Annotated in this window: 17 protein-coding genes; 2 read left to right on the plus strand and 15 right to left on the minus strand. The window is 49.8% G+C overall.

Annotated features, from left to right (window positions below; genetic code table 11):
• Positions 1 to 153 precede the first annotated feature (153 nt).
• On the plus strand, positions 154 to 1923 hold the full coding sequence (locus AC0QHF_RS26315; protein ID WP_324707242.1) for a glycosyltransferase family 2 protein: 1770 nt from the start codon (positions 154 to 156) through the stop codon (positions 1921 to 1923).
• A 96-nt stretch (positions 1924 to 2019) separates the two neighbouring features.
• Here AC0QHF_RS26315 and AC0QHF_RS26320 read toward each other — a convergent pair whose 3' ends face one another.
• The 8 genes from AC0QHF_RS26320 to AC0QHF_RS26355 form a co-directional block, all read right to left on the minus strand.
• Positions 2020 to 2811, minus strand: a complete 792-nt coding sequence (locus AC0QHF_RS26320; protein WP_324707243.1) for a class I SAM-dependent methyltransferase — start codon at positions 2809 to 2811, stop codon at positions 2020 to 2022.
• Positions 2812 to 2863: 52 nt separating this feature from the next.
• Complete coding sequence (locus AC0QHF_RS26325; protein WP_324707244.1) at positions 2864 to 3718, minus strand: putative capsular polysaccharide synthesis family protein; 855 nt, start codon at positions 3716 to 3718, stop codon at positions 2864 to 2866.
• Between the two features lie 89 nt (positions 3719 to 3807).
• Entirely contained in the window at positions 3808 to 8343 is a 4536-nt protein-coding gene (locus AC0QHF_RS26330) for a tetratricopeptide repeat protein (protein ID WP_324707245.1), read from the minus strand.
• 112 nt (positions 8344 to 8455) lie between these two features.
• On the minus strand, positions 8456 to 13474 hold the full coding sequence (locus AC0QHF_RS26335) for a tetratricopeptide repeat protein (protein ID WP_324707246.1): 5019 nt from the start codon (positions 13472 to 13474) through the stop codon (positions 8456 to 8458).
• Between the two features lie 489 nt (positions 13475 to 13963).
• Positions 13964 to 14998 (minus strand): calcium-binding protein, encoded by a 1035-nt coding sequence (locus AC0QHF_RS26340; RefSeq protein WP_324707247.1) that lies wholly within the window; start codon positions 14996 to 14998, stop codon positions 13964 to 13966.
• Between the two features lie 577 nt (positions 14999 to 15575).
• Entirely contained in the window at positions 15576 to 16499 is a 924-nt protein-coding gene (locus tag AC0QHF_RS26345; protein ID WP_324707248.1) for a calcium-binding protein, read from the minus strand.
• A 397-nt stretch (positions 16500 to 16896) separates the two neighbouring features.
• Positions 16897 to 17067 carry a hypothetical protein gene (locus AC0QHF_RS26350; RefSeq protein WP_324707249.1) on the minus strand — a complete coding sequence of 57 codons (171 nt, stop codon included), beginning with the start codon at positions 17065 to 17067 and terminating at the stop codon, positions 16897 to 16899.
• Between the two features lie 39 nt (positions 17068 to 17106).
• Positions 17107 to 17313 carry a hypothetical protein gene (locus tag AC0QHF_RS26355; RefSeq protein ID WP_324707250.1) on the minus strand — a complete coding sequence of 69 codons (207 nt, stop codon included), beginning with the start codon at positions 17311 to 17313 and terminating at the stop codon, positions 17107 to 17109.
• A 3-nt stretch (positions 17314 to 17316) separates the two neighbouring features.
• Between AC0QHF_RS26355 and AC0QHF_RS26360 the strand changes: the two genes are divergently transcribed.
• The gene (locus tag AC0QHF_RS26360) at positions 17317 to 19002 is read left to right on the plus strand and encodes a DUF1565 domain-containing protein (protein WP_324707251.1); all 1686 of its coding nucleotides are present in this window, start codon (positions 17317 to 17319) and stop codon (positions 19000 to 19002) included.
• A 376-nt stretch (positions 19003 to 19378) separates the two neighbouring features.
• Here AC0QHF_RS26360 and AC0QHF_RS26365 read toward each other — a convergent pair whose 3' ends face one another.
• The 7 genes from AC0QHF_RS26365 to AC0QHF_RS26395 all read right to left on the minus strand — a co-directional run bounded on the left by AC0QHF_RS26365 (position 19379) and on the right by AC0QHF_RS26395 (position 25129).
• The gene (locus tag AC0QHF_RS26365; RefSeq protein WP_324707252.1) at positions 19379 to 19660 is read right to left on the minus strand and encodes a DUF3493 domain-containing protein; all 282 of its coding nucleotides are present in this window, start codon (positions 19658 to 19660) and stop codon (positions 19379 to 19381) included.
• Positions 19661 to 19794: 134 nt separating this feature from the next.
• Entirely contained in the window at positions 19795 to 21027 is a 1233-nt protein-coding gene (locus tag AC0QHF_RS26370) for a DUF445 domain-containing protein (protein ID WP_324707253.1), read from the minus strand.
• Positions 21028 to 21064: 37 nt separating this feature from the next.
• On the minus strand, positions 21065 to 21799 hold the full coding sequence (gene ubiE / locus AC0QHF_RS26375; protein ID WP_324707254.1) for a bifunctional demethylmenaquinone methyltransferase/2-methoxy-6-polyprenyl-1,4-benzoquinol methylase UbiE: 735 nt from the start codon (positions 21797 to 21799) through the stop codon (positions 21065 to 21067).
• A gap of 2 nt (positions 21800 to 21801) precedes the next feature.
• Entirely contained in the window at positions 21802 to 22749 is a 948-nt protein-coding gene (locus AC0QHF_RS26380) for a response regulator (protein ID WP_324707255.1), read from the minus strand.
• Between the two features lie 55 nt (positions 22750 to 22804).
• The gene (locus tag AC0QHF_RS26385) at positions 22805 to 23341 is read right to left on the minus strand and encodes a tetratricopeptide repeat protein (protein WP_324707256.1); all 537 of its coding nucleotides are present in this window, start codon (positions 23339 to 23341) and stop codon (positions 22805 to 22807) included.
• A gap of 58 nt (positions 23342 to 23399) precedes the next feature.
• A complete protein-coding gene (locus AC0QHF_RS26390) occupies positions 23400 to 23762 on the minus strand; it encodes a single-stranded DNA-binding protein (RefSeq protein WP_324707257.1) in 363 nt (120 codons plus the stop codon).
• Positions 23763 to 23899: 137 nt separating this feature from the next.
• Positions 23900 to 25129 (minus strand): NupC/NupG family nucleoside CNT transporter, encoded by a 1230-nt coding sequence (locus AC0QHF_RS26395; RefSeq protein ID WP_324707258.1) that lies wholly within the window; start codon positions 25127 to 25129, stop codon positions 23900 to 23902.
• Between the last annotated feature and the right edge of the window lies 1 nt (position 25130).

Here is a 25130-nt window from a genome sequence, read left to right on the forward strand (position 1 = left end):
CTATAGAAATCCTGTTCGTAAAGGGTGTTGCTCATGGGGTCGGGTCGAACGGATTCTCAGTGTCGTGTGGTTTCTAGGTTAGCATGGGTTAGGGGGGAGGGGCGATCGGTCGGATTTTGCGTTATCATCTCAATTCCACAGATTTTCAGAAAAATGTCTTCAAAAGTTTATATCACAACACAAATAAAATCAACTTCTAATATCACAATTTTTGCAGTGCCAAAGTCATTTCATGGTGACATTGGCATCATTCAAAGAAATGCGATTTTAAGCTGGAGTTTGCTAAAACCTAAGCCGGAAATAATTTTACTGGGTGATGAAAATGGCACAAAAAGAATTGCTGACGAATTTAATATCATTCATCTATCGAGCATCAAATGTAATCATTTGGGAACTCCTATGCTTGATGATGTTTTTGCAAAAACAAAAAAAATAGCCAGTAATAAAATTTTGGCTTACGTCAATTCTGATATAATTTTAACTCAAGATTTTTCCACAACAGTGCAACAGGTTGCAACAAATTTTTCAGAATTTTTATTGATCGGGAGGCGCTGGAATATCGATCTTAAAACAGCCATTGACTTTCGAGATTTGAATTTAGAAAAAAAATTGAAAAAGCTGATCTGGGATCGGGGAATTCTGGCTTCAGAGACAGCGAAAGATTATTTTGTTTTTCCCAAACATCTGTTTTCAGAGATGCCGGAATTTGCGATTGGTAGAGGATATTGGGACAATTGGATGGTTAATCGAGCATTAGAAAAAAGCTATCCAGTTATAGATGGCAGTCAAACAATTTTTGCATTGCATCAAAACCACAGTTATACTCACGTTCGTGGCAGCAAAACAGAAGCTTATTTCGGAAAAGAAGCCGAACGGAATAAAGTAATTGGGAAAGTTGAAAAATCGGGAAGTATTGGAATTTCAAATTATCAAACAAAACCCTTTCATTTGAGTCGTTTACCACGAGTTAGCGTTGTAATCTTCGATCTCGATGAGCGGATCGTTCAAAAAATCAACGATATTTTAAGTCGAGAATCCATAGAAGTAGAGTTTCTTTTAATCGCCACAGATCGGGCAAAAGAAAAACACATCATTGATCGACTTCATTTCCCAAAAATTAGCAAAGTTTTTCGCGAAAAAGAAAACGAATTAGTGACGAAGAATCGTGCCATTGAAATTGCAAAAGGTGAGTTTATTGTTTTCTTGAAAGGTGACTGCTGTCTGCTACCGGGGATGTTAAATAAGCAAGTTTCTTACTTTGACGATCGCTCGTCAACTGTGGATGTATTACTCAGCGGTTGGCAGAGAGGGGAGGGAGAAACGGTGCTCGAGTTAGAACCTTGGAAATTGCTGCCAGATTTAGAAGATATACATATTTGGAAGTTTTGGCAGTTGTGGCAACCGTTGAGGGAAAGTGCGATCATGTTTCGGCGCGATCGCTTGGAAATGTTTGGCGGATTCGATCCTCGATTGCATCCGGTGGCGGCGAATATAGAGGTTGTATTGCGGATGGTATTGTTAAGGGGGAGTAAAGTGGCGTGGTTGCCGGAAGCGACTTGTCATTGCGATCGCGAAAGGGAGGATTGGGAAAATGTGGTGGCGATGGCATCAGATATAGAGTCAGTGGTGAATTGTTTTTTTGAGCGATCGCTTGTACCCGAATGGATGCGGGAGTTGGAGTCGCGGGCTCGCTATCACGTTATGGTATGGTTGGGGTGGTTGATGTATGAGGCTGGGGAGAAAGAAAGGATGGCGGAGTATTTGGGGCGATCGCTTTCCTATTCCCCTTACCAAACGCAACAGACTGCTGTCAGTTGGGTGCAGAGGTTTAAGAAATTTGCCGAGTCCTCTGGGGAGGAGCTTGGGGAGCGATCGGCTTTGGATTTATTGTTAAAGTATTTCGATATTGCGGAAGGTAGATAGGTGGGAGGTTTTACTTTCATGACAAAAACCCCGGATTTTTTCAAAAAAATCCAGGAGTTTTACTGAATTTGCAAATCTAAAATGCTTGCAATTTGATCAACCAAAAGCTTCCAAATCTTTACAGTATTGACCTATTTTTTGTAACTTATAATTCTGATTTCGTGCCACTACGCTAATGTAATCAAACTCCGTACTCCATCCATTTTGAGCCAGCATTACTTTAACATCAAGGCCTTCCAAGATATCTATGATGTTGTAGTAAACCGCATCCCTGTAATGTTTTAAAAATTTAGGAGATGACAAATACGCCTTATTATAACCGCAACAAAACATACAAACCAAGTGTTTGTAACGATCTAAAAAGTGAAAAACTGCTTGTGTAATTGATGCACTACTGATGTTGAAAAAATCATCAATGACAATGATGCCTCCTTGATGAACGCATTGCAAAGCAAGTTCTAAATCGCTCATAACTCCGTCGTAAGAATGTTCGCCATCGACATGAAACCAACGGAAAGAGTCAAAATAGTCTTTGAGTTTTTCCTTTTTTCTTACAGAAATAGAATCCGCTTGAATCCAGTTTATAGCTTCAATTTTTTTGCCACTGGTCTTAGCTATATTGTCTGCAACTTCTTGTTTTCTCAGATATTTATCTATCAGAAAAAGTTGCTCGTCAGCCTGCAAATGAGTGGCAGATAGTCCACTTGCAAAGCCATACCAAACACCAATTTCACCGATGTTTCCCGAGACACCTAAATTGGTCTGTTGATGTTTTAGTAACAAATCCCATATAGCTGCAGATTGCGTATTTAGACCGCCTCCAGCGGGACTGTTAGCAGCTTTTTCTAGGTAAATTGGTAAATAGTTTGACGAGGTAATAGTAACCATTCTTAAATTCTCCTTTTTTTTCTTATCGAACTGACGTTGTAAGGGTTTAAAATCAAGTTTTCATCTTCCATTTATTGACGAACTGTTCGATCTCCTCTTTCGTATAAAAGTGCTGACAATATTTAGACGAATAGATCCGATCTAAAACGGAAACTGGAAACTTTAAGCTTGACAATATATCTTTATACGAATCTCCATAGTTTTTGTCATCAGAGGTATTTGTTTTGATGATTTTTAGCGGTTTTTCTAAATTCAAAAAATTTGTTAAAATTTCACTCCAATTTTGACTGCTTTCCAATCGAAGAACTAGAATGTCTAGATTGTTTTTTGAGAATGCTGTATAAGCTAATTTTGGGTCAAATTGATATTGATATACATCAATATCAAGAGCCTGTTTAAACTCTCGGTCGAACCAGTTGCAATTTTTTCCAGGATCGCGAACATCGTATTGACAAATTAAATTGTAAATATAATCTTTGATTTCTTTGACTTTCAAGTTCTCATCTGCATCTATAAATTGAGTAAAATCAACTTTTAAGTTTTGAAAGACCGATGAAATTAGCTGACCAATTGGTTCACGAACGGCAGTTATCACTTTTAAAGAAGCATTTTCTCTGCTATCTAGATAATCTCTTAAGATTTTACCGTGTTTTAATTGCAATGTTAAAGGTAGATTTCGGGAAATGAAACTGGCAGTTGAAATCTCCAAGTTTTGAGCAGACAAAAGATGAACGTGAAAAACTGGGTTTGGCAAGTTCAGTTCTTGAAGCGAGTGCAGTATAGTTGCAGATCCTACTTTACCCATTTGGTAAATGGCAATAGGGTAATGTCGATCCATTTCTGTAAAATTCTGCTTTAGTTCTTCGACGGAGAGATTATTTTCAACAAACTTGGATGAGAACGACATAACTTAGTACCTAATTGGTCAATAATTTGTTTACGAATCGCAGAAAAAAGAACTAATTAATTTAGCTCCAATACTCTGAATATTCTTGCCTAATCCGCAGCTTTCAGGATGATTTGCGTAATTAATAGGCTGGCAGTCCTTGAATCGTTGGGAGATAATTCCTCAACCCCCGGCGACTCGATATCAATAACGCAAGGTTCGTCCGGATTAATCGTTCCAGCAGGAATCTCGCCATCAAACGTCCATGAACCATCGCTTTTTTGTTGAATTGTCGTATTTTTAATCCCCACATCGCCTACTTTAACCCTCATTCCTTCGACAAAATCCGGATTCGTAGCTAACAAACCTTCAATTTTAATTTGAAGAGATTTTATGGCGAAAATTTCAGTAATAATCGTGCTGTTTTTTTTCATCCACCGAACAAACTTTCCTTGATAAAATTCCGCCGAAAACCAACCGTCACCCTGCAATTGCTCGTCCATCAAAATTTCTTTCTTTTTAAATATTTTTTTCTCCTCAAAAGGTTTAAAAATTACTTTTTCTACCAGCAAACTTGCCAGCCTTGGGTCATTTTCTCCCAACCGGTGAACCCCCGATGTCTCCAGCATTATCAAACAAGTTTCCCCTAGCACTATCGTACCAGTCGGAATAATTCCTTCAAAAATCCATAACCCTTCTGACTGTTGTTTAACCTCGCCTTCAATGGAGCGATCGTTGATTTTTACTGTCAAGTTGGCCAAAAATTCGGAGCCAACAGCGGCCAAAACATTAACTTGTATTTTAGCTGCATTTTCGACGGTAACTTCGGCAATAATTCCTCCCTTTTTTTCCATCCAACGCACGGGTTTATCGCCAAAAAACTCCGAAGGAAACCAACCCCAACCATTCAAGCGGCCGTCCATGAAAATATCTTGATCTACTTTTTCTTTTGCACCGCCTTCAAAATGATTTGAAATTCCACCTTCTTCAAAGGCAATACTTTCGATCAAAAAAGCTAAATCTCTGTTAGCTCCATCTATCAAATACTTCTCAGTTTTCAATGTAAAGTAATTAGAACCGGGCTGCAAGTCAACAAAAGTAGTAAAAGTATTAGGCTGACTAATGTCCGTACTTGATGCCGACTCTTTTAATAATAATTCGTCCTCTAAATACACTTCAATAATCTGTCCTTCACAAACATTTCGACCGGAAATTGTGAGCCTTCCTTGCTTCGCTTTATCAGCCGTAATTACAAACCGACTTTCCGGCCAAATTGCCCATCGACTAGAACTCAAAACTCCGATATCTTGGTTGGGCTTTTCTAAGTGGTCGAAACCTCGCAAAATAGCAAATTCTAGCTCTTGACCCTGCCAAATATCTCGAACCAAAGATTTTTTAGCAGTTTTATCGATATAAATAGGTTCGGCAATTTTTGGTTTTTTAACGCCGAATTTTGTGGCAGGATTTAGTTGCAATTTTTCCAACCAGTTTACTTCTTGAAGGGCGGCCACAAATTTTAAATAGCTGGCTTGCAAAGAAAAAGTGTTCGCAACATAAATTGGAGCGGTAGCAGTTAATCTCGATAATTGATCGCGATCGGAATACAATTCTGTAATCATTTGTGCTAAAGCTTCGGGATTTTTCGTGTCCACTAAACGACCTGAAATTCCATCGGCGATCGCTTCTTGTACCCCTCCAACTCGATAACCAACGGCAGGAGTACCGCAGGCAGCAGCCTCGATAAATGTCTGACCGAACGCCTCTTCTAAACTGGGTCCGACAAATAAATCGGCGGCGCTATAATAAAGAGCCAAAACAGAAGGATCGTTAATAAAACCCGCTTGATAAAGCTCGAATTTACCTTCAGAATCGAGACCGTAACCAAACCCCACAAGCATCGCATTATCTAAAGCAGCAATCTGTAATGCTTCGATCAAATCTTGAGTTCCTTTCCGCCGATCTTTCATGGACTGACAGCCACTAATAATAATAAATTTATCCGGCGGCAAGCCTAACTTTTGACGACACAAAGATTTGTCGTGTGGATAAAAAACGTTTAAATCTAGACCGTAATAAATGCCGTGAAATCGACCGTCTAAACTTAGAAATTGCTGGCGAGATAAATGGTTGAGAATGGCATAGCGAGCCCAGTTAATTGTAGAGTTACTATTGCCCACTACGATCAAATTATCAGATTCTTTTAAAATCCGATGTTTTTTATCGAAAGCATCAGCTATTTCGTCGCCGAGTAAACTGGGATATTCTTGTTGAGTCGGACAACCCCGATCGCATGAAGTCATGTATTTTTCGCAACTACCATTGTAAGCACATCGACCCGTTAGCAACCAGCGATCGTGCATGACAAAAATAGTTGAAAATTTGGAGGTTAACATCTCCAAAATTTCAATGTTTTGCTTGATATTATGAACGTTTCCCACGACTACTAAATCGGGTTCTACGCTGGCAATTAAGTTATAGACATCCGTTACTGATATGTCTGCTGGAGCAAAAGACCATTCCGCTCTAGCTGCAATGGGAATTACTTGATGTCCCGCCAAAGTAAATGCTTGAGCTATACGCTTGTGAGCGATGCCCGCTCCTCCCAAGAAGCCAATATCATTAAAAAATACCACTCTTAGACTATTTCGCTTGGGTTCAATGGCTTTTGCCTGTGGCGCAGGACAATTTAATTGCACTCGCAGGGCGTCTCGCGCTTTAGTCAGTTCGGGAGTATATTTGTCAGTAGTGCTAGTTTTCTGTTCGGGGTGCATCCGATATTGAGCGATCGGAGTACCGATAACATGAATATGAGCTCCGCAGGCAGCAAATCTCGCCCACAACTCATAATCCATACTATAATACAAAGACTCGTTGATCGAACTACCAGATTTTTCCCATATTTTCCGACTAAACATAACCTCTGGCTGATAGAAAAATTTTCCACTCAGCCAACTGTTTTCGATATCTAAGATGTCTTTTAAGGGTAAGACACCGTTGGGGCAAGATGTGATATGTTCGCCAACTTGTCTATCATTTTCAAATATTTGACAGATCCCAGCGACGATATCTGCTTTACTGGTGTGAAATGCCAAAGCCATTGCGTAAAGAGCACCGGGGGCGAGGCGATCGTCGCTATTTATCCATGTTAATATGTCTCCGGTGGCGCGATTTAATCCTTTATTGAGAGCATTACTTTGCCCGTTATCGGGTTCACTGACGACGTAACTAAAATGTTCTCGATAGCGATCGACTACACTCATCGTTTCATCCGTCGAACCCCCATCGATTAATATATATTCGATGTTCGGATAGTTTTGATTTGCGACAGAAAGAATGGTTTCTTCAATAAATTTTCCTTGATTGTAAGAAGGTGTAACGATAGATATTTTTGGCCACGGACTGCCGTCGGGTAAAGTTATCGGCCACTGAAAATTTTTGTGAGCAATATAAGGCCATTGTTCGGGGTATTTTTCTACCGATGGAGCGACAATAATCTCTGGTTTGATCGCCGTGTCAGTCGTCTTTTCTGCCTGTAGTGCATCAGCCAATCTATTGTAGATTGCAGCGTGAATATCAGGTTCAATATCGATCGCTTTTTTGTAGTATTTTATTGCCTCTGACCATTCCCCAAGTATCGTAAAAGCATCGGCTAGTTTCACGTAAACCCATAATGAGTTCGGATTGATGTCTATTGATTTTTTATAAAAATGAATCGCCTCGCTTGTCCGATCAATTATTGCGAGGGATTCTCCAATTTTTTGATATAACTCATCATGATGTTTCGTGTCAATTTCGATTGCACGTTGATACGCTTCAACCGCCTCTTCCCACTTCTCCAATTTTGAAAGCGCATCTCCCAAATTATGATGGGATAAAGCAAGATCTCCTTTTAAACTAATTGTATCTTGATATGCCTCGATCGCCTCCTCCCACTTCTCCAACTTGGATAACGCATCCCCCAAATTGTAGTGAGACCACACAAAATCCGGGTTCAAACCGATCGCACTCCGGTAAGCTTCCACCGCCTCCTCCCACCTCTCCAGCCGGGAAAGTGCGTCACCCAAACTGTTGTGGGACCAAGAAAAATCCGGTTCCAAACCGATCGCACTCCGGTAAGCCTCCGCCGCCTCCTCCCAGCGTTCCAGGCGGCTCAACGCCTCCCCCAAACCGTGGTGAGCCCTCGCCAAATTCGGGTTAACCGCGATCGCCTTTTTGTAAGCCTCAACCGCCCCCGCAAAATCCTCCTGTTTCGCCAGAGCCGATCCCAAATTATAGTGGGGTAAAGCCGGGTCGATCGCCGTTTTACGAAGCCGACGACGGGGGGATGAAATCTCCTCACACCGATAATTTTTATCCCGCAAAAGCTGCGCCAACTTTTGATAAACTTCCCCCCAATCCGGCTTCAACTCCACCGCTTTTTGGTAAGCCGCGATCGCTTCCTGAACCCGGCTCAATTTGACCGCCGCATCCCCCAAACAGTGGTAAACATCAGCCCCATTCGGATTCAATTCGATCGCATCCCGATAACAGGCGATCGCCTGCTCCCATTTCTCTTGTTCGGCCAGTTCTTTGCCCGCATTCAACGCTTGCAAATAGCCCTCTGGGAAAAGTGGAATCACCTGATTTGTCGAACGTCCTGAAGCCATTGTTTAACCGTTCCTAATCAATCTTAAGGGATGGATAAAATTGAATCTCTGAGCCGACTTACTCTTCTATACGATCGCGCGGATAACTATCCGGAGACTTGGCGATTATTTTTCAAGCTGGCCGACTCTCCTGTTGGCGGTGCTTTTCCGCCAAGGCACTCGCCCGCTCGTAGGCTTTGACGGCCTCATCGAGCATCTCCCGCTGCTGGTAGGCATCTCCCAAACTGTGGTGAGCTTCCCAATTCTCGGGTTCCAATTCCACCACTTTTTGATAGTGGGAAATAGCCTCCTCGGTTTGGCCTTGCTCGAATACCAGATCCGCCAGATCGTGATGAACCCAAGCCAAATCGGGATTCAGCTTCACCGCCTTGCGGTAGACCAAAAGTGCGTCGTCCCACCGTTGCAGTTCAGCCAATGCCTGACCTAACTTACCGTAAAACTCCGGCTGACCCGGATGGTTTTCAATTCCTTTTTGATAAACCGCGATCGCATCCTGCCAGCGACCCCTTGACAGCAGCATTTCCCCCAGATTATCATAGATTTCAGTTCGGGACGGATCGGCTTGAATCGCACGACCGTAACAGCCGATCGCCGCTTCCAAATTACCCGATTTCGCCCAAGCATTTCCCAGGGCGATATCCTCCGCCACCGAACCCCCGCCCGGTTCCAATTCCCGCGCCCGGTTCCAGCATTCCGCCCAGGCTTCCACCTTGCCCAAGCGCTTCCAAATTCGCGCCAAATTGCGGTGTGCCGAAGCCAAATTCGGCTTCAGTTCGATCGCCCGCTGGTAATGTTTGATCGCCACATCCCAGCGCCCCTCGCGGCCGTAGAGACTGCCCAAATTGACATGAACTTCGGCAAAATCCGGGTTCAACTCGATCGCCCGTTCGTACTTCTCCCGCGCCGCCACCGCATCGCCCGAACCTTGCAACGCATTGCCCCAAATCTTGTAAATTTGAGCCTCATTTGGAGCGATCGCAACGGCTTCCTCACAGGCTGCGACCGCGCGATCAAATTCTTTCTGTTTTAAATGAGATTCCGCCTGATCGATATAAGTTTTGACGCGATCGGTTTCATTCGCTTTGAGGGGTGCAGTCGCCAACATATCCTCGCTGCGGATGGGTTGATTTCCCTTTCCATTCCGTTCTAAATTCACGGGATATAAAACCAGATTTCCCTTTTGCCGCCGTTCCGCTTCTGCCAGTTTTTGACGGGCTTGATTCAAGTTTTCATCCCGCTCGATCGCCCGATGGTAACAGGCGATCGCCTGGGTAATCTGTCCCTGTTTTAACAAAGCATTTCCCAAGACAAAATGTTCGGTGGCTTTCACTTTATCCGGTTCCAGGGAATAGGCTTCGTACAGACAACCCGCCACCTCCTCTTCTCGGTTCAACTGCCGCCACACTTTCGCCAAATTCCAATAAATCAGTGCGGATTTGGGGTGAAAATCCAACGCCTTATGATAGAATTGAATTGACTGATGCCACTGCTTTTGATAGGCGTACAAACTGCCCAAATTAAGATAAACTTCCCCATCTTCTAGCCCCAAAGCTATCGCCTTTTCGTAATAACTTTGGGCGACTGCGCGATGCACCTGAGCCTGTTCAATTTGCCCCAGAATTTTATAGGCTTCGGCTATGTCAGGCTGCAACTCCAAGGCTCGCCGACAGTCCGCCGCCGCCTCGGGCAGATTTCCCAATTTAGCAGCCAATTCCGCCCGTTGCAAATAATCTTCAACTCCCAATTGTTCGGAAATTTGAAGGGTGACGGCAGTATTTTCCGCTTCTTCTCCGATCCAAATATCAGATAGTTGTTGATACCTGTCCTCGGGCTGAGGTTGGGGAGGCGGAACAGTTGCAGACGTCTGTTGAATGGGAACTTCTGGAGCTGCTGATTTTAAGTCTGAATCCCCTCCAAAACCAGAAAAAATGCGGTTAAATATTCCGAAAAATCCTCGATTATTTTGCGATTTTGATGTTTTTAAATGATGCCGATTAGCCGATCGCATTCTCGGTTTTGAAGGTCGATTACGCACCGCCCCGATCGCCCGTAACGTCAGATTTTCTTGATAGTCAGAAGCGTCCCGACCCGAGTATTGCTGGCGTTTCATCGCCTCACCCAAATGGTGATAAGCCTCGTCTGAATTGGGGTCGGATTCGATCGCACGGCAGTAGGAGGAAATCGCCCGCGTCACCAGCCCCATTTCCATCAAATTGGTCGCCAGATCGAGGTGATCGTCTGCAGACACCTGTTCCCCGTCCAAAGAATAGGCGTGATACCAACATTCCGTCGCTTCTTCCATTTGTCCCAACTGCGTCCAAGCCCGGGCGAGGTTGCGGTAGGCGGCGCCCAATTTCGGCTGTAGGGCGATCGCTTTTTGGTAGCAGGCGATCGCCTCTTGCCACTGTTTTTGGTGGGCGTAAATGGTTCCCAAATTGCTGAAAACGTCGGCGAAATCGGGCTGCAATTGGATGGCTTTGGCATACCACCGTTTCGCCTCTTCAACTTGTCCCTGAGCCTGTCGGGCGTTGCCCAACAACTTGTAAGTTCGGGCATCCTGGCGGATCGCGATCGCCCGCTGACAGGCTTGGACTACCTGCTCGTATTGTCCCTGATGATACAGGGTTTCTGCCCCTCGGAAATAGACCTCCAAATCTTCGCTCGAAACCAACAAGCCACCCGCCGGAGGAGCGACGTTTTTCGGGGGCGAATGGCTGGGAGGATCGAAGGTTGGGATGGGGCGATCACTTCCCGTTTCAATCGTCGCAGTTGACTCGTTCCCATCCCGGGACGGACTGCGACTCGTGCCCGTAGCTGGGGCAGGGCGATTGGTCGGTAACTGTGTGAAAGACACCATTGTATTTTTTTGGATACCGGCAATATTCATCATTTTTTCAAGAGATTTTATGGAAATCAGAACATCTTCCATCAATGGATTGGGATACATCAGTTGTCGGATGGGATAGCAGTCAAAAGCCTCGCCCTTGATGTAATAGTGATGCAAGCCCAATTGCTGACTGATGACCCAGTAATAATGGCGGATGTAGTGGGGCGATACCAGTTCGATAACCGTCGTCCCCGGACGGCAAAACATCAGGTTCGTCAGCCCGCTGCCGTGGGGGGCGACGATCGCTTCGGCGTTGGCAAATAAGAAAGCCTGTCGTTCGACGCTCAAAGCTTCCAAGGCGACCGGAACGAACCCGTATTTTTTCAGACAGGCGATCGCTTCATTTTCATTGACAACTTGGCGATAACTCGACTGATTTCGGCTGATATAAATTCGGGTGGGAAACTGAAAATTACCCCGGCAACTCGTCGATAAAAATTGACGGCGATGAAAAGCTAAAGCCTGCGGCGACGGCCACCCCAACGCATCGGGAAAGGAGGGAACGAGCAGCCGTTCCGCCCGGATGTGGGGATGGCGATCGCTTTCGATGATTTTTTCCAAAGGAATTCCCAATTTCAAAAGGGTTTCCTTTTGAAAGGGAGCTTGATAACTGTTGATCAAAAATCGGTCGATACTTCGCACAGTATACCCCCGGCGACGGAGGATGTCAAATCGAGGCAAAATATCAACCATCCAGTGAAAGTAGACGTTCCCCGACAACCCCGACAAAACAGCCACCGTCCCCGCGACGAACTCCGGCTGCGGAAGTTCCTCAATTCTCAAATTTTTGTGGGGGTTAGAATTTTGACAGTTGGGTAATTGACCCGGATAATTACGCGACAATTCGGGGACGAAGCGATTGCCCCCATCCCACACCGCGATCGCGTTGCAAACCATCCAATCGTTCTTTTGGGGGACGACCCAAATCCGCCCATTTTTGAAGACTTTTGCTTCGCATTTCGGCGACGTTTGAATGGGTTTTGCACGGGGATTTAATCGATAAATTTGCGCTCCGAGGTGGCGGGGCTCGAAGGATTTTAGAATTCCCTCCAGACAGGGACGGCAGTTCAAACCGTCGCAGGGGGGGGTGGAGGAACTTTTTGGAGCCTCGATTCGGCCGGTTGCCGGTTCAATTTTTGCCTCGGAAGATCTGACAAATTCTCGATATTTTATCCCGGCAATTTGATAAACAAAGCGAGCCGCATTGTCTCTTCCCTGTTGGCTGAGACAGTATCCCAAACGGAGATAAATTGTACTCGAATCGGGATGAACCAAGAGCGCTTTGTGATAGTGCGACTCACCTTTCTTGGGTTCCCCATATTCCACCATTACATCACCCATATAAAGGTGAATTTTGGCAAAAAACTCTAAAGTTTTTGTCAGTTTTTCTCGACTTTTTAGCGCAGTAAGGAAATCTGCACAAGCTTGTTTAGACCGTTCCAACTCATCTTTTCCGGTCAACATTTTCGCCCGGTTGCAATAATGTTCGACCCACGGATTGTCCGTCGCGATCGCCGCTTTAAGGCCGGCGATCGCCTCCCGCAACCGACCCATTTCTATCAGGCTATAACTGCGATGATAGCGGGCGAGTTGGAAATCCGGTTTAAGTTGCAAAACCCGTTCAAAACATTCCGCCGCCAGCCGATGTTTTCCCAGGTGCTGCCAGGCCCGACCCAGGTGATAATAACCCGCCATATTCTCGGGTTCAATGCCGATCGCACGTCGCCATGTGAAGACCGCTTTTTGGGCTTCTTGTCGCTCCAAAAACGCTTGCCCAAGGTTGAGATAGAGAACCGCTTCTCCCGGAAATTTAGAAATGGCAATTTCCAAAATTTTTACCGCTTCCTCTAATCGTTGTTCTCGGACTAGCAATCCCCCTAAATTATTGTGAGCATCGACATCGAGCGGATCAACCTCGATCGCCTTTCGATAACTCCGCATCGCTGCGTCAATTTCGCCACAATCTTGGAGCGCAACCCCCAAATTGTAATGTATCTTGGGAAGGTTTGAATTCTGTGCGATCGCGCGCCGATATTGAGCAATCGCTTCTGTCAAGTTGCCGAGCTTATAGTACAGCCACCCCAAATGATACCGAAGTTCCGGGCGATCGGATGCCCTAGAAAGTGCCTGTCGGTACAGGGATACCGCCTCTTCAAATTGCCCATTTTTCTCGCAGATCGAACCCATCGCCGCCCACCTGTCGGCTACTGGAAATTTGACTTTGGACTCCGGGTAACTTGACATCAATACCCTCGACAATTTTTAACCGAGAATGAAACAGCCCTGCTTGGAAAGGGGGACTTTGAATGAATTCTCCCCCCCCAATTCTCCCCCCTTACAAAGGGGGGGGCGAGGGGGATGAATAAAGGTGAACGAGCCAATCTGCCATCTCAACTTGAAGCCAGATGATTTCAAAGTCATCGTCACTTAAATTCAAATTCGTTCCCAACTGGGCGAATCGGGAAATATTTCCCAATTCGTCGATTTGGAAATTTCCAAGAATCGGGGTTTCGAGGTCAGTCCTCTTTACCCAACTGTAACCACGCTCTTCGATCATTGCTATATAGCAGTGTGAAATGATTCGCGAAAATTCGATCCGGTCAAAGCCCCCAGAATTGGGGGTTTGGGGGCTAGATATGTTTCATGATGACTTCACACTGCTATATCATGTCTGCCAGAATAGTTTGAATCAATGCGATCCGGTTCCCCGGGTCAGGTTTGAATTAAAACCAATTAAATAATTTCAAAATCATCATCACTTAAATTCAGACCCGTTCCCAACTGGGCGATTCGAGAAATACTTCCCGATTCATCGATATAGTAAAACTGACCGCTGTTCGGGTCGTAGATCAAGTTGGCTCCCTGAGTCGGGGTCTGACCGGGAATAAAGTTCCCGACCGAAGCAAATTCTCCGGAATCTAAACTGCCACCCAACGCACCGAAGATCGAATCTGACAGTTGGATGGTATCTTCGTCGGGGTCGAAGTCGGTGAGGGTATCGGCGTTTTCTTCCCCAAAATAAGAGAAGGCGAATGTGTCGGCTCCAATTCCTCCCGTCAGAACATCACTTCCTTTATCGCCGTGGAGAATATCATCTCCTTCACCCCCCAAAACGGTATCGTTCTCCTGGCCTCCGTAAATCGTATCGTTACCGGAGCCACCATCTGCCGTATCATCTCCCCGACCGGCCAGAATCAGGTCATTCCCACCGCCACCACTAACGCTGTCATCTCCCTTATCGCCGAAAACCTGATCATTTCCTTCCCCCCCCAGGACGATATCATTACCCTGACCCCCATAAACGCGATCGTCTCCGGAACCGCCATCGACGAAATCCTCGCCCTGGTTCCCCTGAACGAAGTCATCATCGTCTCCGCCGTAAACGGCATCGTTCCCTTCGCCGCCGTAAACTTCATCTTGGCCGGAACCGCCACTGACGATATCGTCGCCTTTGTCTCCGAAGACTTCATCATCGCCGTCTCCGCCGTCAACGGTGTCGTTGTCCTGGCCGCCGTGGGCGGTGTCTTGGCCGGGTCCGCCATCGATGAGATCTTCGCCTTGGTTGCCTTGAAGAAAGTCGTCACCCTCGCCGCCCGCGGTGGTATCATTTCCCAAGCCCCCGGCGAATTCGTCGTTATTGTTCCCGCCGGTGAGATTGTCATTGCCCGGTCCGCCGGCAAAGATATTCGGCTGTTCCGTGGCTCCCCGGAAGATCAAACTTCCGTCGGAGAGCTCTTCGATTTGAGGGGTTTCAATAATTTGTGACATGGTGGAGGACTTTCCTAATACAAAGAGCAACTCATGATTGATCGGGCGATCGGCACCTTAATGACATTGATTCCCACTCTTGAAATGGGGGGTAGGTGAAGGGATATCGCAACAGACTCTAATGGTTAGCTGGATCTTCTCACCCTGTCTCAAATCTGATGGTTCGCAATTGTGCAGTCGTCCGACACCAGATTACTGCACAAACTACTTCTTTACTCCAGCCACAAAGCCACTCATCCGGACAGAACATCGATCATTCTCACCCGTCCGGCGTGTTATATCAAATCCAGTTGAATGCTCGGAACAAAACGGGTTGGATATCCAAACCGCTTGGGAATCAATTCCCTTTTCTTGTCGCTCAAATCATATTCAGATGATTGGGGAGGTTTAGGAGGGGATAACCGCATCTGATCTCATAGCAATGAGCGATCGTGTGTTTACAATCAGCATAAAAAAAATGCAGGGTTATCACTAACCCTACATTTCAAATAATGTTCGATGAGTTTTGGGGAGCTGATCATTGTGGCTCCCAACTGAAAATCACTTGAATAAAATTCCGATCGCGATCCGTTAAACTCTAGAACAGCTCGAAATCGCCGCCATCGATAGTCGGATTTCCCGCGAAGGTAGCCACGAGATCCCCGTCGAAGTACAGTTGGCCAGTGGTTTCGTTGTATTCCAATCCAGAGCCAGTCGGTGCCCCAGTGATGACTGTAAAATTCCTCGTGTTATACCCGGCGGCGATGCTGAGGGCAATGGAATCTTCACCGGCCACGAAGTCGGTAACGATATCGCCATCGGGGGTGGAAGTGAAGGCAAAGGTATCAGACCCAGCGCCACCGGTCATGACGTCGCTGCCTTTGTCCCCGGCGATGAAGTCGTTACCGGCTCCGCCTTGGACGCTGTCGCTGCCTTGACCGCCATACATGATGTCGTTGCCGTCGCCACCTTGGAGAAGGTCGTTGTCTTGTTCCCCGTAGAGAATGTCGTCTCCTTCGCCGCCTTGAAGGACATCATCGCCTTCGTTACCGCGCATGATATCATTGCCGGCACCACCAGCTAAGGTGTCGTTACCCTTGTCGCCCCCCATCAGATCGGCTCCATCTCCGCCGTACAGGAGGTCGTTGCCCTGACCGCCGTAGAGTAGATCGTTACCGTCTAAGCCATAGATGGTATCGTTACCTTGGTTGCCGTAGATCTCGTTGTCACCCGTACCGCCAACGAGGGAGTCGTTCCCCCCGCCTGTTATGTCATCGCCGTAGATGATCATACTGGGGTTATCACCCGCAACGATGGTATCTGCATCTGAGCTACCGACGACTATGGAAGCACCTGCGCTTGATTCCGCAGGAGTTCCATCGGGGTTGAGCGCTGCATTAACACCGGGCTGAATTCTTATACTTTGACCGGACGCGAGGGGTCGGATCGTAACGGCTCCATTCACACCTGGGCCGATGACAACGTCGGCTACCTGTGGATTAATATCGGCTATATTTGACATGAGTGCTCCTCACGAGTATTGGACAATTGAACAATTTTCGACAATTGGGATTCTACAATAGGAGTCTGGATATGTGGTAGGTTTGTGAGTGATTTTGGCTAAATTGTGCTGAACTTTATCGATCTACAAGCCAATTCTCACTTTATTTATCCGAAACAATATGGGCAACACCCCGAACTATTTGTGCCTCATCAATTGAGGTTAAGATCCGGAGAGTTTGTGAAACTTAGACCTAGGGTTTTGGCTGGCATTACCGATCGCTAATGCTTCTAGAGAATTCCTCCAAAATTCAAGATGAATCAAAAAATCATCATTAGCTTAACAGATCGTGCCGAACCCTGGCAATAGCTCGAACACTTTCAACTCAACACTCCCCCAACACTTGATATATCAAGCGTTACAAACTCTCCATTTCGGAGGGGGCCAATTTCCCCTCGGGCTGGAACTGGCCGTTCAAAAGATCCGTCTCGGCGTACCAATTGGGCAATTTTGGAAATTGGATCATCGATCGCGCGGACAGATCTCCGGCTTTTTTAGGAAGACGCAAGCCGTGGGGGAAAGGTTCCAAAATTTTTCTCGGAGCGGCGAGGGCACCCTGACAACCCTTTCAAACCTCCGTATCATCGGGGATCTGGATCTCCAGACCGTTGAGCGATCGCCCCGGATCGGCTAAAATTCTCACGGGTGGCGGGATATCCTCCCCGCCCCATTTCCGATCCCCGGCCACCTCCGAGTGCTTGCATCCCAACATCCACGACCAACAACCTCCATGACAGATCGGCATTTTCTCACACATCGGGTTTTTCTGAGTCATCAATTGAGCCCATCCCCGTTTCGATTTCCAACATGGCGGCGGCTGGGCATCGGCCTCCTGATCGCGCCCCTCGCCCTCGGGCCGATCGCCCCCCTTCTCCCGACCGCATCGGCGATCGCGGCGGGACGAGTCGCAGAAAACGGAGGAGATGGGACACCCGCAACCCTTCCCCCCACCCGAATTTCCCAACAACCCGCCGCGGCCCAAATCCTCCACGTCGATCCCGCCCGGGGCATCGACAGCGCCGGTTCCACGGGCTCCGAAGCGGGTCCGTTTCGCAGCATCACCTACGCCCTACAAAAGGCGACCCCCGGCACCGTGATCCAGTTGGCACCGGGCACCTACAGCCAGGAGACGGGGGAAGCCTTCCCCATCACCCTCAAGCCGGGGGTGACGCTCCGGGGGGACGCGGCCACCAACGGCCAGACCGTGGCGATCGTCGGCGGGGGCAATTACGTCAGCCCCACCTTCGCCCGCCAAAATGTCGGCATCCGCACCCTCGGCGACAGCCAAATTGTCGGCGTCACCCTCACCAACCCCAACACCCGGGGGACGGCGCTGTGGGTGGAAAATTCCCACCCCACCATCACCAATTCCACCTTCGTCAACAGCCAGCGGGACGGCATTTTTATCAGCGCCGAGGGAGACCCCCAAATTCTCGACAATCTTTTTTCCCAAAATGCGGGCAACGGGATCTCCGTGGCGCGATCGGGCCGGGGGGTGATTCAAGGCAACTTGTTCCAAAATACCGGCTTCGGCATTTCCGTCAATGACGAAGCCTCGCCCCAAATCGTCAAAAACCGGATCGTGGAAAACCGGGACGGGGTGGTGGTGTCCCACGCCGCGCAGCCGATATTGCGAAATAACCTGATCGAAAACAACAGCCGGGATGGCATCGTCGCGATCGCCCAGGCCCAACCTGACCTGGGGACACCGGACGATCCCGGGGGCAACGTGATCCGCAACAACGATCGCTACGACCTCTACAACGCCACCCGAGGGTACACCATTTCGGCGATCGGCAACGAAATCGACGAATCTCGCATTTCCGGCCCGGTGGAATTCGTGGCGGCGGCAGTCGAACCCCCGGACGTGGGCATCGAACTCGGCGCCATTTCCGACCTGCGGGGACATTGGGCGCAATCTTACATCGAAGCGCTGGTCGCCCGGGGCATCATGTCCGGATTTGAGGACGGTTCCTTCCGCCCGGACGAACCCGTGACCCGCGTCCAATTTGCCGCGATCGTCCGCAACGCCTTTTCCCCCGCCCCCCAGCAACCGCCGGGGGAATTCGCCGACGTTTCCGGCGACTTTTGGGGATACGAAGCGATTCAAACCGCCTACCGGGCCGGGTTCCTGTCCGGATACCCCGACGGCCAGTTTCGCCCCGGCGAACCCATCACCCGCATTCAGGGGATCGTCGGTCTGGCCCAGGGCCTCGGCTACCGCTCGGACAATGTGGACGTTTTGTCCCTCTACCAAGATGCCGGCGAGATTCCCAATTGGGCCGGGCCCGCCGTGGCGGGGGCGACCGCCCAAAATCTGGTGGTGAACTATCCTGACCCGGATCGGTTGAACCCCAACCGCCTCGCGACCCGGGCCGAAGTCGCGGCCTTCGTCTACCAAGCCCTGGTCAACGCGGGGGAGGCGGAAGCGATCGCCTCCCCGTACCTGGTGAGCGTCCCGTAGTTGGGGAGTGGGGAGCCAGGGGAGGCGGAGGAGGCAGGGGAGTCAAATCCTATCTGTGTTCTTCCTCGGCTTGACCGTTGCTTGACCGTTGCCTGACCGAAGCCCAGACCCGATCCGAATCAATGCCACTAACCAGCTCTCCGAGATCGGGGAGCTGGCAGTGGGGTGGGTTTGATTATGGTTAGGGTCTTTATTCGGCTGACCCCAATTGAAGGTAAATGGGCATTTATCGTTAGGGTCTTTATTTGGCTGACCCCAATTGATCCTTGTACTGTATTGTTGCAGGGATCATGACATCACCCGATGTTTCGTAATATTTTCTTTATTTTCGTTTCTTTGCGAGATGTTTAGGTTTGTCTAGCGATGTGAAGTTATGTTAATCGGACGGGGGCGATCGCGACTCCAGGCGAAACAGCCAGATCATCAGGGCCACGATGCCCACCTGGAGGGCAAAATTGGGGAGGGCGGAGGCGACATCCCGGCCGGCGATCAGTTTGGAGAGGAACACGACGGCCCCGATGAAGCCCGAAGCCCCGAAAGAAATGTATATAAATTTTCGTAAACCCCGGTAAGGCGCCTTGGCTTCGGCCCGGAGGCGCTTGTAAATTTCGGGGTCGAGATTTTTGGGATTGCGGCGATCGCGTTTGGGATCGGACATAACTGTAATGCAATTTAAGCTGGGTAGATTTAGCTATTGTATGACGTCGGGAGTCGGGAATCGGGAGTCGGGAATCGGGAATTTATCAGTTATCAGTTATCAGTTATCAATTATCAATTCTCAATTCTCAATTCTCAGCGCAGCAGCAAAATCACCGTCTGCAGCGACCCGACGATGACGCCGAGGAAGCCGCCCAAATTGACGATCGCCTGCAACTCGCTTTTGACGATCCCGTTCACCGCCACCTCCAACTGTTGCGGGGAGGTACTCATTATCCGTTCGACAATCACCCGATCTAAGTTGACAATCGGAATCGCCTTGGCGACGAGATTCTCCAGATCCTTCTCCAGATAGCGTTCCAACACCAACGCCAACTCCCGGCTGACCATTCCCAGGGAATCGCTGAGGACCGGGGAATTCTGGAGACGCTTCAAAATCAACGCCGACACCCTTTCCCAGTCGATAGATTGGGTCAACCCCTGGATCAGGTCGATGCCCTGGGTCTGGAGGTAGTCCCGCACCGTATCCCGCATGGTTTTCCGCAACTCCCGCACCGTCGAGAGGGGCAAATTGGCTCCGGACAGATTTTGCAACCATTCTTGCAAGCGTTCCCGGGCGCCGAGGGAGGTCAACAATTGCGCCAGACGCCGGTTGGTTTCTTCCTTCTCGTCCAGGCAAAAGGTCCGCAGGCGGGTGAGGGTACTCCGCAGGCCGAACAGGTTGGCGACCACCCAATAGGTGCCCGTGGTTTGCTCCCGAAATCCTTCGTCGATGATGGAAATGTTGCGGTCGGTGAGGAAGTCGATCAAGGCCTGCCGCAGCACTTCCGGGGGAATCACCCGATCTAAGAGCCAGTCCGAGAGTTGTCGCGCCTGTCGGTCGCCGAGTTGAAACTCCAACATGACGCGATCGAAGATTTGGTTGAGTTGGGGTTCCAAAAAATCTTCCCGGCGGGCCAGCACCCGCAACACCCGAGGCAGGGACTCCCCCAGAAAGTCCCGCAGGATGCCGGCTAGAATTTTGGCGGTTTTTTGTTCCGTATCAGCTTTGACCTGGGCCAGGGCGAGTTGCAGCAACCAGAGGATGGTCGCTTCGATGCGTTCGGTTTTCAACAGGCGGCGGGCGATGTTTTGCAGTTCTTCCGGGGTGAGGAGGGACTGCAGGATCGTGTCGGACACCCGCTGCGCCAGACGTTCTTGGTTGCGGGGGATGAGACCCGGGGTGAAGGGGAGTCGCCGTCCCGCGATTTTGACCGCTTTGTAGGGGCGGAACAGCATTTTGATCGCCAGGTCGTTGGTGAAGTAGCCGATGATACCCCCCAACACTGGGGGGACGATCAAAATCGACACGTCTGACCAATTGACCATGTATTTTCTCTCAGAGACCTGCGGCGCGGCGATCGCGCTACGGACGGGATTTGGTGACGACCAATACTCCCATCATACCGCCCGCGATGGTATAGTGTTTAGCCTCGGGGAAACCGGCGTTTCGGGCGATCGCGACCTGTTCGGGACCGGTGGGGAATTTTTCCAAGCTGGGGTTGAGGTAGGCGTACTCGTCTCGGAATCCGAAGGAGCGGGCGACGGGGACGACGACGTCATCGAGATACCACCGTTGGAACTGCTGCCATCCAGTTTGTCCGGGGCGGTGGAAGTCCAAAATGGCCGCGGCGGCGCCGGGTTTGAGGACGCGGCGGAGTTCGGCGAGGCTGCGGGGGATGTCCGCCACATTTCGCAGGCCGTAACCCATCGTGGCGCAGTCGAAGCTGTCGTCGGGGAAGGGCAGGTCGAGGACGTCCGCCTCCACCCAGGTGATGGGGGCTGTGGGGATGGTGAAGGGGGGTTTGCGATCGCGGGCCACGGCCAGCAGTCGGCCGGAAAAGTCCACCCCGACCGCCTCTCCGGAACGGCCGATCGCCTGGGCCAACAGTCGCGTCAGGTCGCCGCTGCCGCAGCACAGATCCAAACCCCGATCGCCGGAACTCGCGCCGCTCCACTTGACGGCCATTTGTTTCCAGATCCGGTGAGAACCCAGACTCAGCCAGTCGTTCATGCGATCATAAACCGGGGCGATGCGGTCGAACAGATCCCGGACCTGTTCGGAGTTTCCGACTTCGATTTCTCCCTTGTCTTGAACCATAATTATTGGAGTCGGTGCAGGTGAGAGAACACCAGCGCCATTTCCTGGGTGACGAGGTGAACTGTATCCAGGTCGTCCGGGGACAGTTGGCAGGGTTTTTGCCACTGAAGAGACAGCAGGCCCACGATCCCCTCGCGGTCGAGGATGGGGGAACAGAGGTGGGCCTGGATGTCGGCGGTTTTGTAGCGATCGCACTCGGCCAGGTCGGAGTTGGCTGGAATGTTGACTTCGCACTGTAGGGTGCGGGCGGCGATCGCTTCTCCGACCAGGGGATCGTCCTTCAGCCAAGTGTCGGCGTCCGTGACGATGCCGTATCCGGCGGCGGGGGAGTCCGGGTTGTCCGCCACCATCGGTTGCAGAACCACCGCATCGGCCCCCAGATCTTCTCCGACGGAACTCGCGATCGCCCTCAACGTCTCTTCCAACGCCTCCGCCTTCAGCGCCAGATCCATGATGGTCGCCAGCAGTCGGGTTTGCTTTTGGGCCCGCTGCAGTTCCTCAGTCCGCTGCTTGAGGAGTTCGTAAGTTTCCGCAGCCCGCTGGACGACGGTTTTCAGTTCGTTCGGGTCCCAGGGCTTCGTGATGTACTTGTAGACCTGGCCGGAATTGATCGCGTCCACCAAGTCTTCGATGTCGGTGAACCCCGTCAAAATGATCCGAACCGTATTCGGGAACTGCGGCACGGTTTTGCTGAGAAACTCCGTCCCCTTCATTTCGGGCATCCGCTGGTCGGAGATGATCACCGCCACCTCCCCCTCCGCCGCCAAGATCTCCAGGGCTCGCTTTCCACTCTCAGCTTTAAAAACGCTAAAATCGCGCCGAAATGTGCGGTAAAGCAAATCCAGATTGTCTGGCTCGTCATCTACCACCAGCATTTTCGGTTTTTTGGGTCGTTTGCTACTCATCAACTGGCGCTTTATCGTTTCGAGGTCTGGATTATCAAATTCCATACTATTTATATATTATGAGCGATTCATCCTTTGCCACACCCGAACCGTTCTCACTTCAGCCCGAAGCGAATAGGAATAAACTGCTCACGGCCAGTCCGAGGGCAATGAGGGCAACCCACAGAAATTGATTGTCCTTGGTGTTCACTTGGCTCAGATCGAGCGGTTCCTCTTCCATTTTTTGGGTTTGGGAGCGGGATGTCGAAGCGCCCCCCGACTTGGCGCTGGCCACCGCAAAGTTCTTGCCGTCGGTGTCGATATCGCTCAGGTCGGGAATTTCGACGAGTCCTTCCGAGTCCGGGCTGAGTTTGGGGGCCTCCAGAATTTCCAGGAGGCGGCGGGACTGTTTTCGGGTTTCCCAACTCGGGTGGAACTTCAGGGAGCGGCACAGGGCGATCGCATCTTGCCGATCGCCCGCCGCGTCGTAGGCCGTCGCCAGCCAAAGTTGCACCTCCCCCCCCAGCCGGGAAGCCGTTTCCACGCGATCGCGGGCCGTTTCCAAATGTCGTACCGACTGGCGGTATCGCCCTTGCTCGAATGCAATTTTTCCGGATTGGAATTCGGTCAAGATCCGATCTAATTCTGGTGAACTCACGAGACTGAATATTTGGCGTACAACGTTTCATGCATAGGTGCGGATTAGATGAATCGCACTAAAATTCATCGTAATTGTCGGGGACATCACCCGCTTCATTGTCCCGACGCGATCCCAACATTTGCAGGTCATCGACGACAATCACCGGACTCGAACGTTCCGCCCCGGTATTGCGATCGGACCAAGTATCAATTTTCAATTGCCCTTTCACCCCGACCAAACGTCCCTTGCGGACGTAATTGGAGGCAATTTCAGCCGTCTTGCCCCACATCTCCAGATTGAACCAGTCGGGTTTATCGCTGTTGCGACTCCGGCGATCGACGGCTAAACTCAACCGACATTTCACCGTCCCCGACTCAAAATATTTCACGTCCGGATCGCTGCCCACCCGTCCCACGAGCGTCACCACATTCAAACTCATCTGATACCTCCAATCTGTCTCAATCCCAATTTTACGGGCGATCGCACCGTTTATTGTATCAAAAGCAGAGTTGGGAGTGTGTGAATTGTAGGGGCCCCTGGCTTGCGCCCTAATTTTAGATTTCAGATGTCCCCAAATCAACTTAACATCCCGGCCACGCAGGCGGTCATGAAGCAGGCCAGGGAACCCGCCACCATCGCCGGGACGCCCAGTCGGGCCAGGTCGGGTTGCCGTTCCGGTGCCATGCCGGAGATGCCGCCAATTTGGACGGCGATCGATCCGATGTTGGAAAAGCCGCACAAAGCGTAGGTGGAGATCAAAATCGCCCTCGGGGAGAGGGTCGGGCCGGCTTCCGGAGAAGTGGAATTTTCGATCAGTCGTTGCAGATCTAAATAGGCGATAAATTCATTTAAAAATGTCTTTTTTCCGAGTAATATACCGACCTGGCGACAGTCCTCCCACGGCACGCCCATCAGCCAAGCGACGGGGGCGAAGACGAACGAAAAAATCCATTCTAATGACAATTGCGTCACCCCGATTCCGGTTCCGACCCATCCCAAAATGCCATTGACCAACGCCAATAATCCCAAAAACGCGATCAGCATCGCCGCCACATTCAAGGCGAGTTTCATCCCCTCCGACGCGCCGATCGCCGCCGCGTCGATCGCATTTGCCGAGGTGGGTTTGACTTCGATTTTCACCTGTCCCGCCGTGGGGGAAACTTCGGTTTCCGGATAAAAGACTTTGGAAATGGCGAGGGCGGCGGGGGCAGACATCACCGAGGCGGCGATCAGGTGTTCGGCGGGGACTCCGAAGGAGATATAAGCGGCCAAAACGCCCCCGGCGACGGTGGCGAATCCCCCGGTCATGACCGCGTGGAGTTCCGATCGCGTCATCGTAGAAATGTAGGGTTTGATCAACAGCGGGGCTTCGGTCTGGCCGACGAAAATATTGGCGGAACAGGAGAGGGTTTCCGAACCGGAAGTTTTCATCGTCCGCACCATCACCACCGCCACCCATTCCACCACCTTCTGCAAAATTCCGTAGTGATACAGTATCGTTATAAAGGAGGAAAAAAAGATGATAGTTGGCAGGACTTTGAAGGCGATGAAATGTTCCTCGAATCCCTCGCCGAATAAGAATTGCGCCCCGGCATCAGAAAAATTTAGGAATTGGGTAACCATATCGCCGAGGGCTTTAAATATGGCCAGTCCGAGGGGAATTTTTAATATAAAAATCGCCAAGAAAATTTGCAGGGCGATCCCCCACAGCACCGGACGCCACCGCACCGCCTTGCGATCGACGGAAAAGAGATAAGCCAATCCCACGAAAACCACGAGTCCGATCGCCGAAATTACCCGTTCCATG

Source organism: Lyngbya sp. CCY1209, from assembly GCF_055795065.1.

Coding starts and splice junctions, on each gene's coding strand:
- AC0QHF_RS26340 (WP_324707247.1), bottom strand. CDS start 14,998: ATGTCACAAATTATTGAAACCCCTCAAATCGAAGAGCTCTCCGACGGA.
- AC0QHF_RS26355 (WP_324707250.1), bottom strand. CDS start 17,313: ATGACTCAGAAAAACCCGATGTGTGAGAAAATGCCGATCTGTCATGGA.
- AC0QHF_RS26335 (WP_324707246.1), bottom strand. CDS start 13,474: ATGTCAAGTTACCCGGAGTCCAAAGTCAAATTTCCAGTAGCCGACAGG.
- AC0QHF_RS26315 (WP_324707242.1), top strand. CDS start 154: ATGTCTTCAAAAGTTTATATCACAACACAAATAAAATCAACTTCTAAT.
- AC0QHF_RS26345 (WP_324707248.1), bottom strand. CDS start 16,499: ATGTCAAATATAGCCGATATTAATCCACAGGTAGCCGACGTTGTCATC.
- AC0QHF_RS26365 (WP_324707252.1), bottom strand. CDS start 19,660: ATGTCCGATCCCAAACGCGATCGCCGCAATCCCAAAAATCTCGACCCC.
- AC0QHF_RS26380 (WP_324707255.1), bottom strand. CDS start 22,749: ATGGAATTTGATAATCCAGACCTCGAAACGATAAAGCGCCAGTTGATG.
- AC0QHF_RS26370 (WP_324707253.1), bottom strand. CDS start 21,027: ATGGTCAATTGGTCAGACGTGTCGATTTTGATCGTCCCCCCAGTGTTG.
- AC0QHF_RS26330 (WP_324707245.1), bottom strand. CDS start 8,343: ATGGCTTCAGGACGTTCGACAAATCAGGTGATTCCACTTTTCCCAGAG.
- AC0QHF_RS26390 (WP_324707257.1), bottom strand. CDS start 23,762: ATGAGTTTGAATGTGGTGACGCTCGTGGGACGGGTGGGCAGCGATCCG.
- AC0QHF_RS26325 (WP_324707244.1), bottom strand. CDS start 3,718: ATGTCGTTCTCATCCAAGTTTGTTGAAAATAATCTCTCCGTCGAAGAA.
- AC0QHF_RS26395 (WP_324707258.1), bottom strand. CDS start 25,129: ATGGAACGGGTAATTTCGGCGATCGGACTCGTGGTTTTCGTGGGATTG.
- AC0QHF_RS26320 (WP_324707243.1), bottom strand. CDS start 2,811: ATGGTTACTATTACCTCGTCAAACTATTTACCAATTTACCTAGAAAAA.
- ubiE (WP_324707254.1), bottom strand. CDS start 21,799: ATGGTTCAAGACAAGGGAGAAATCGAAGTCGGAAACTCCGAACAGGTC.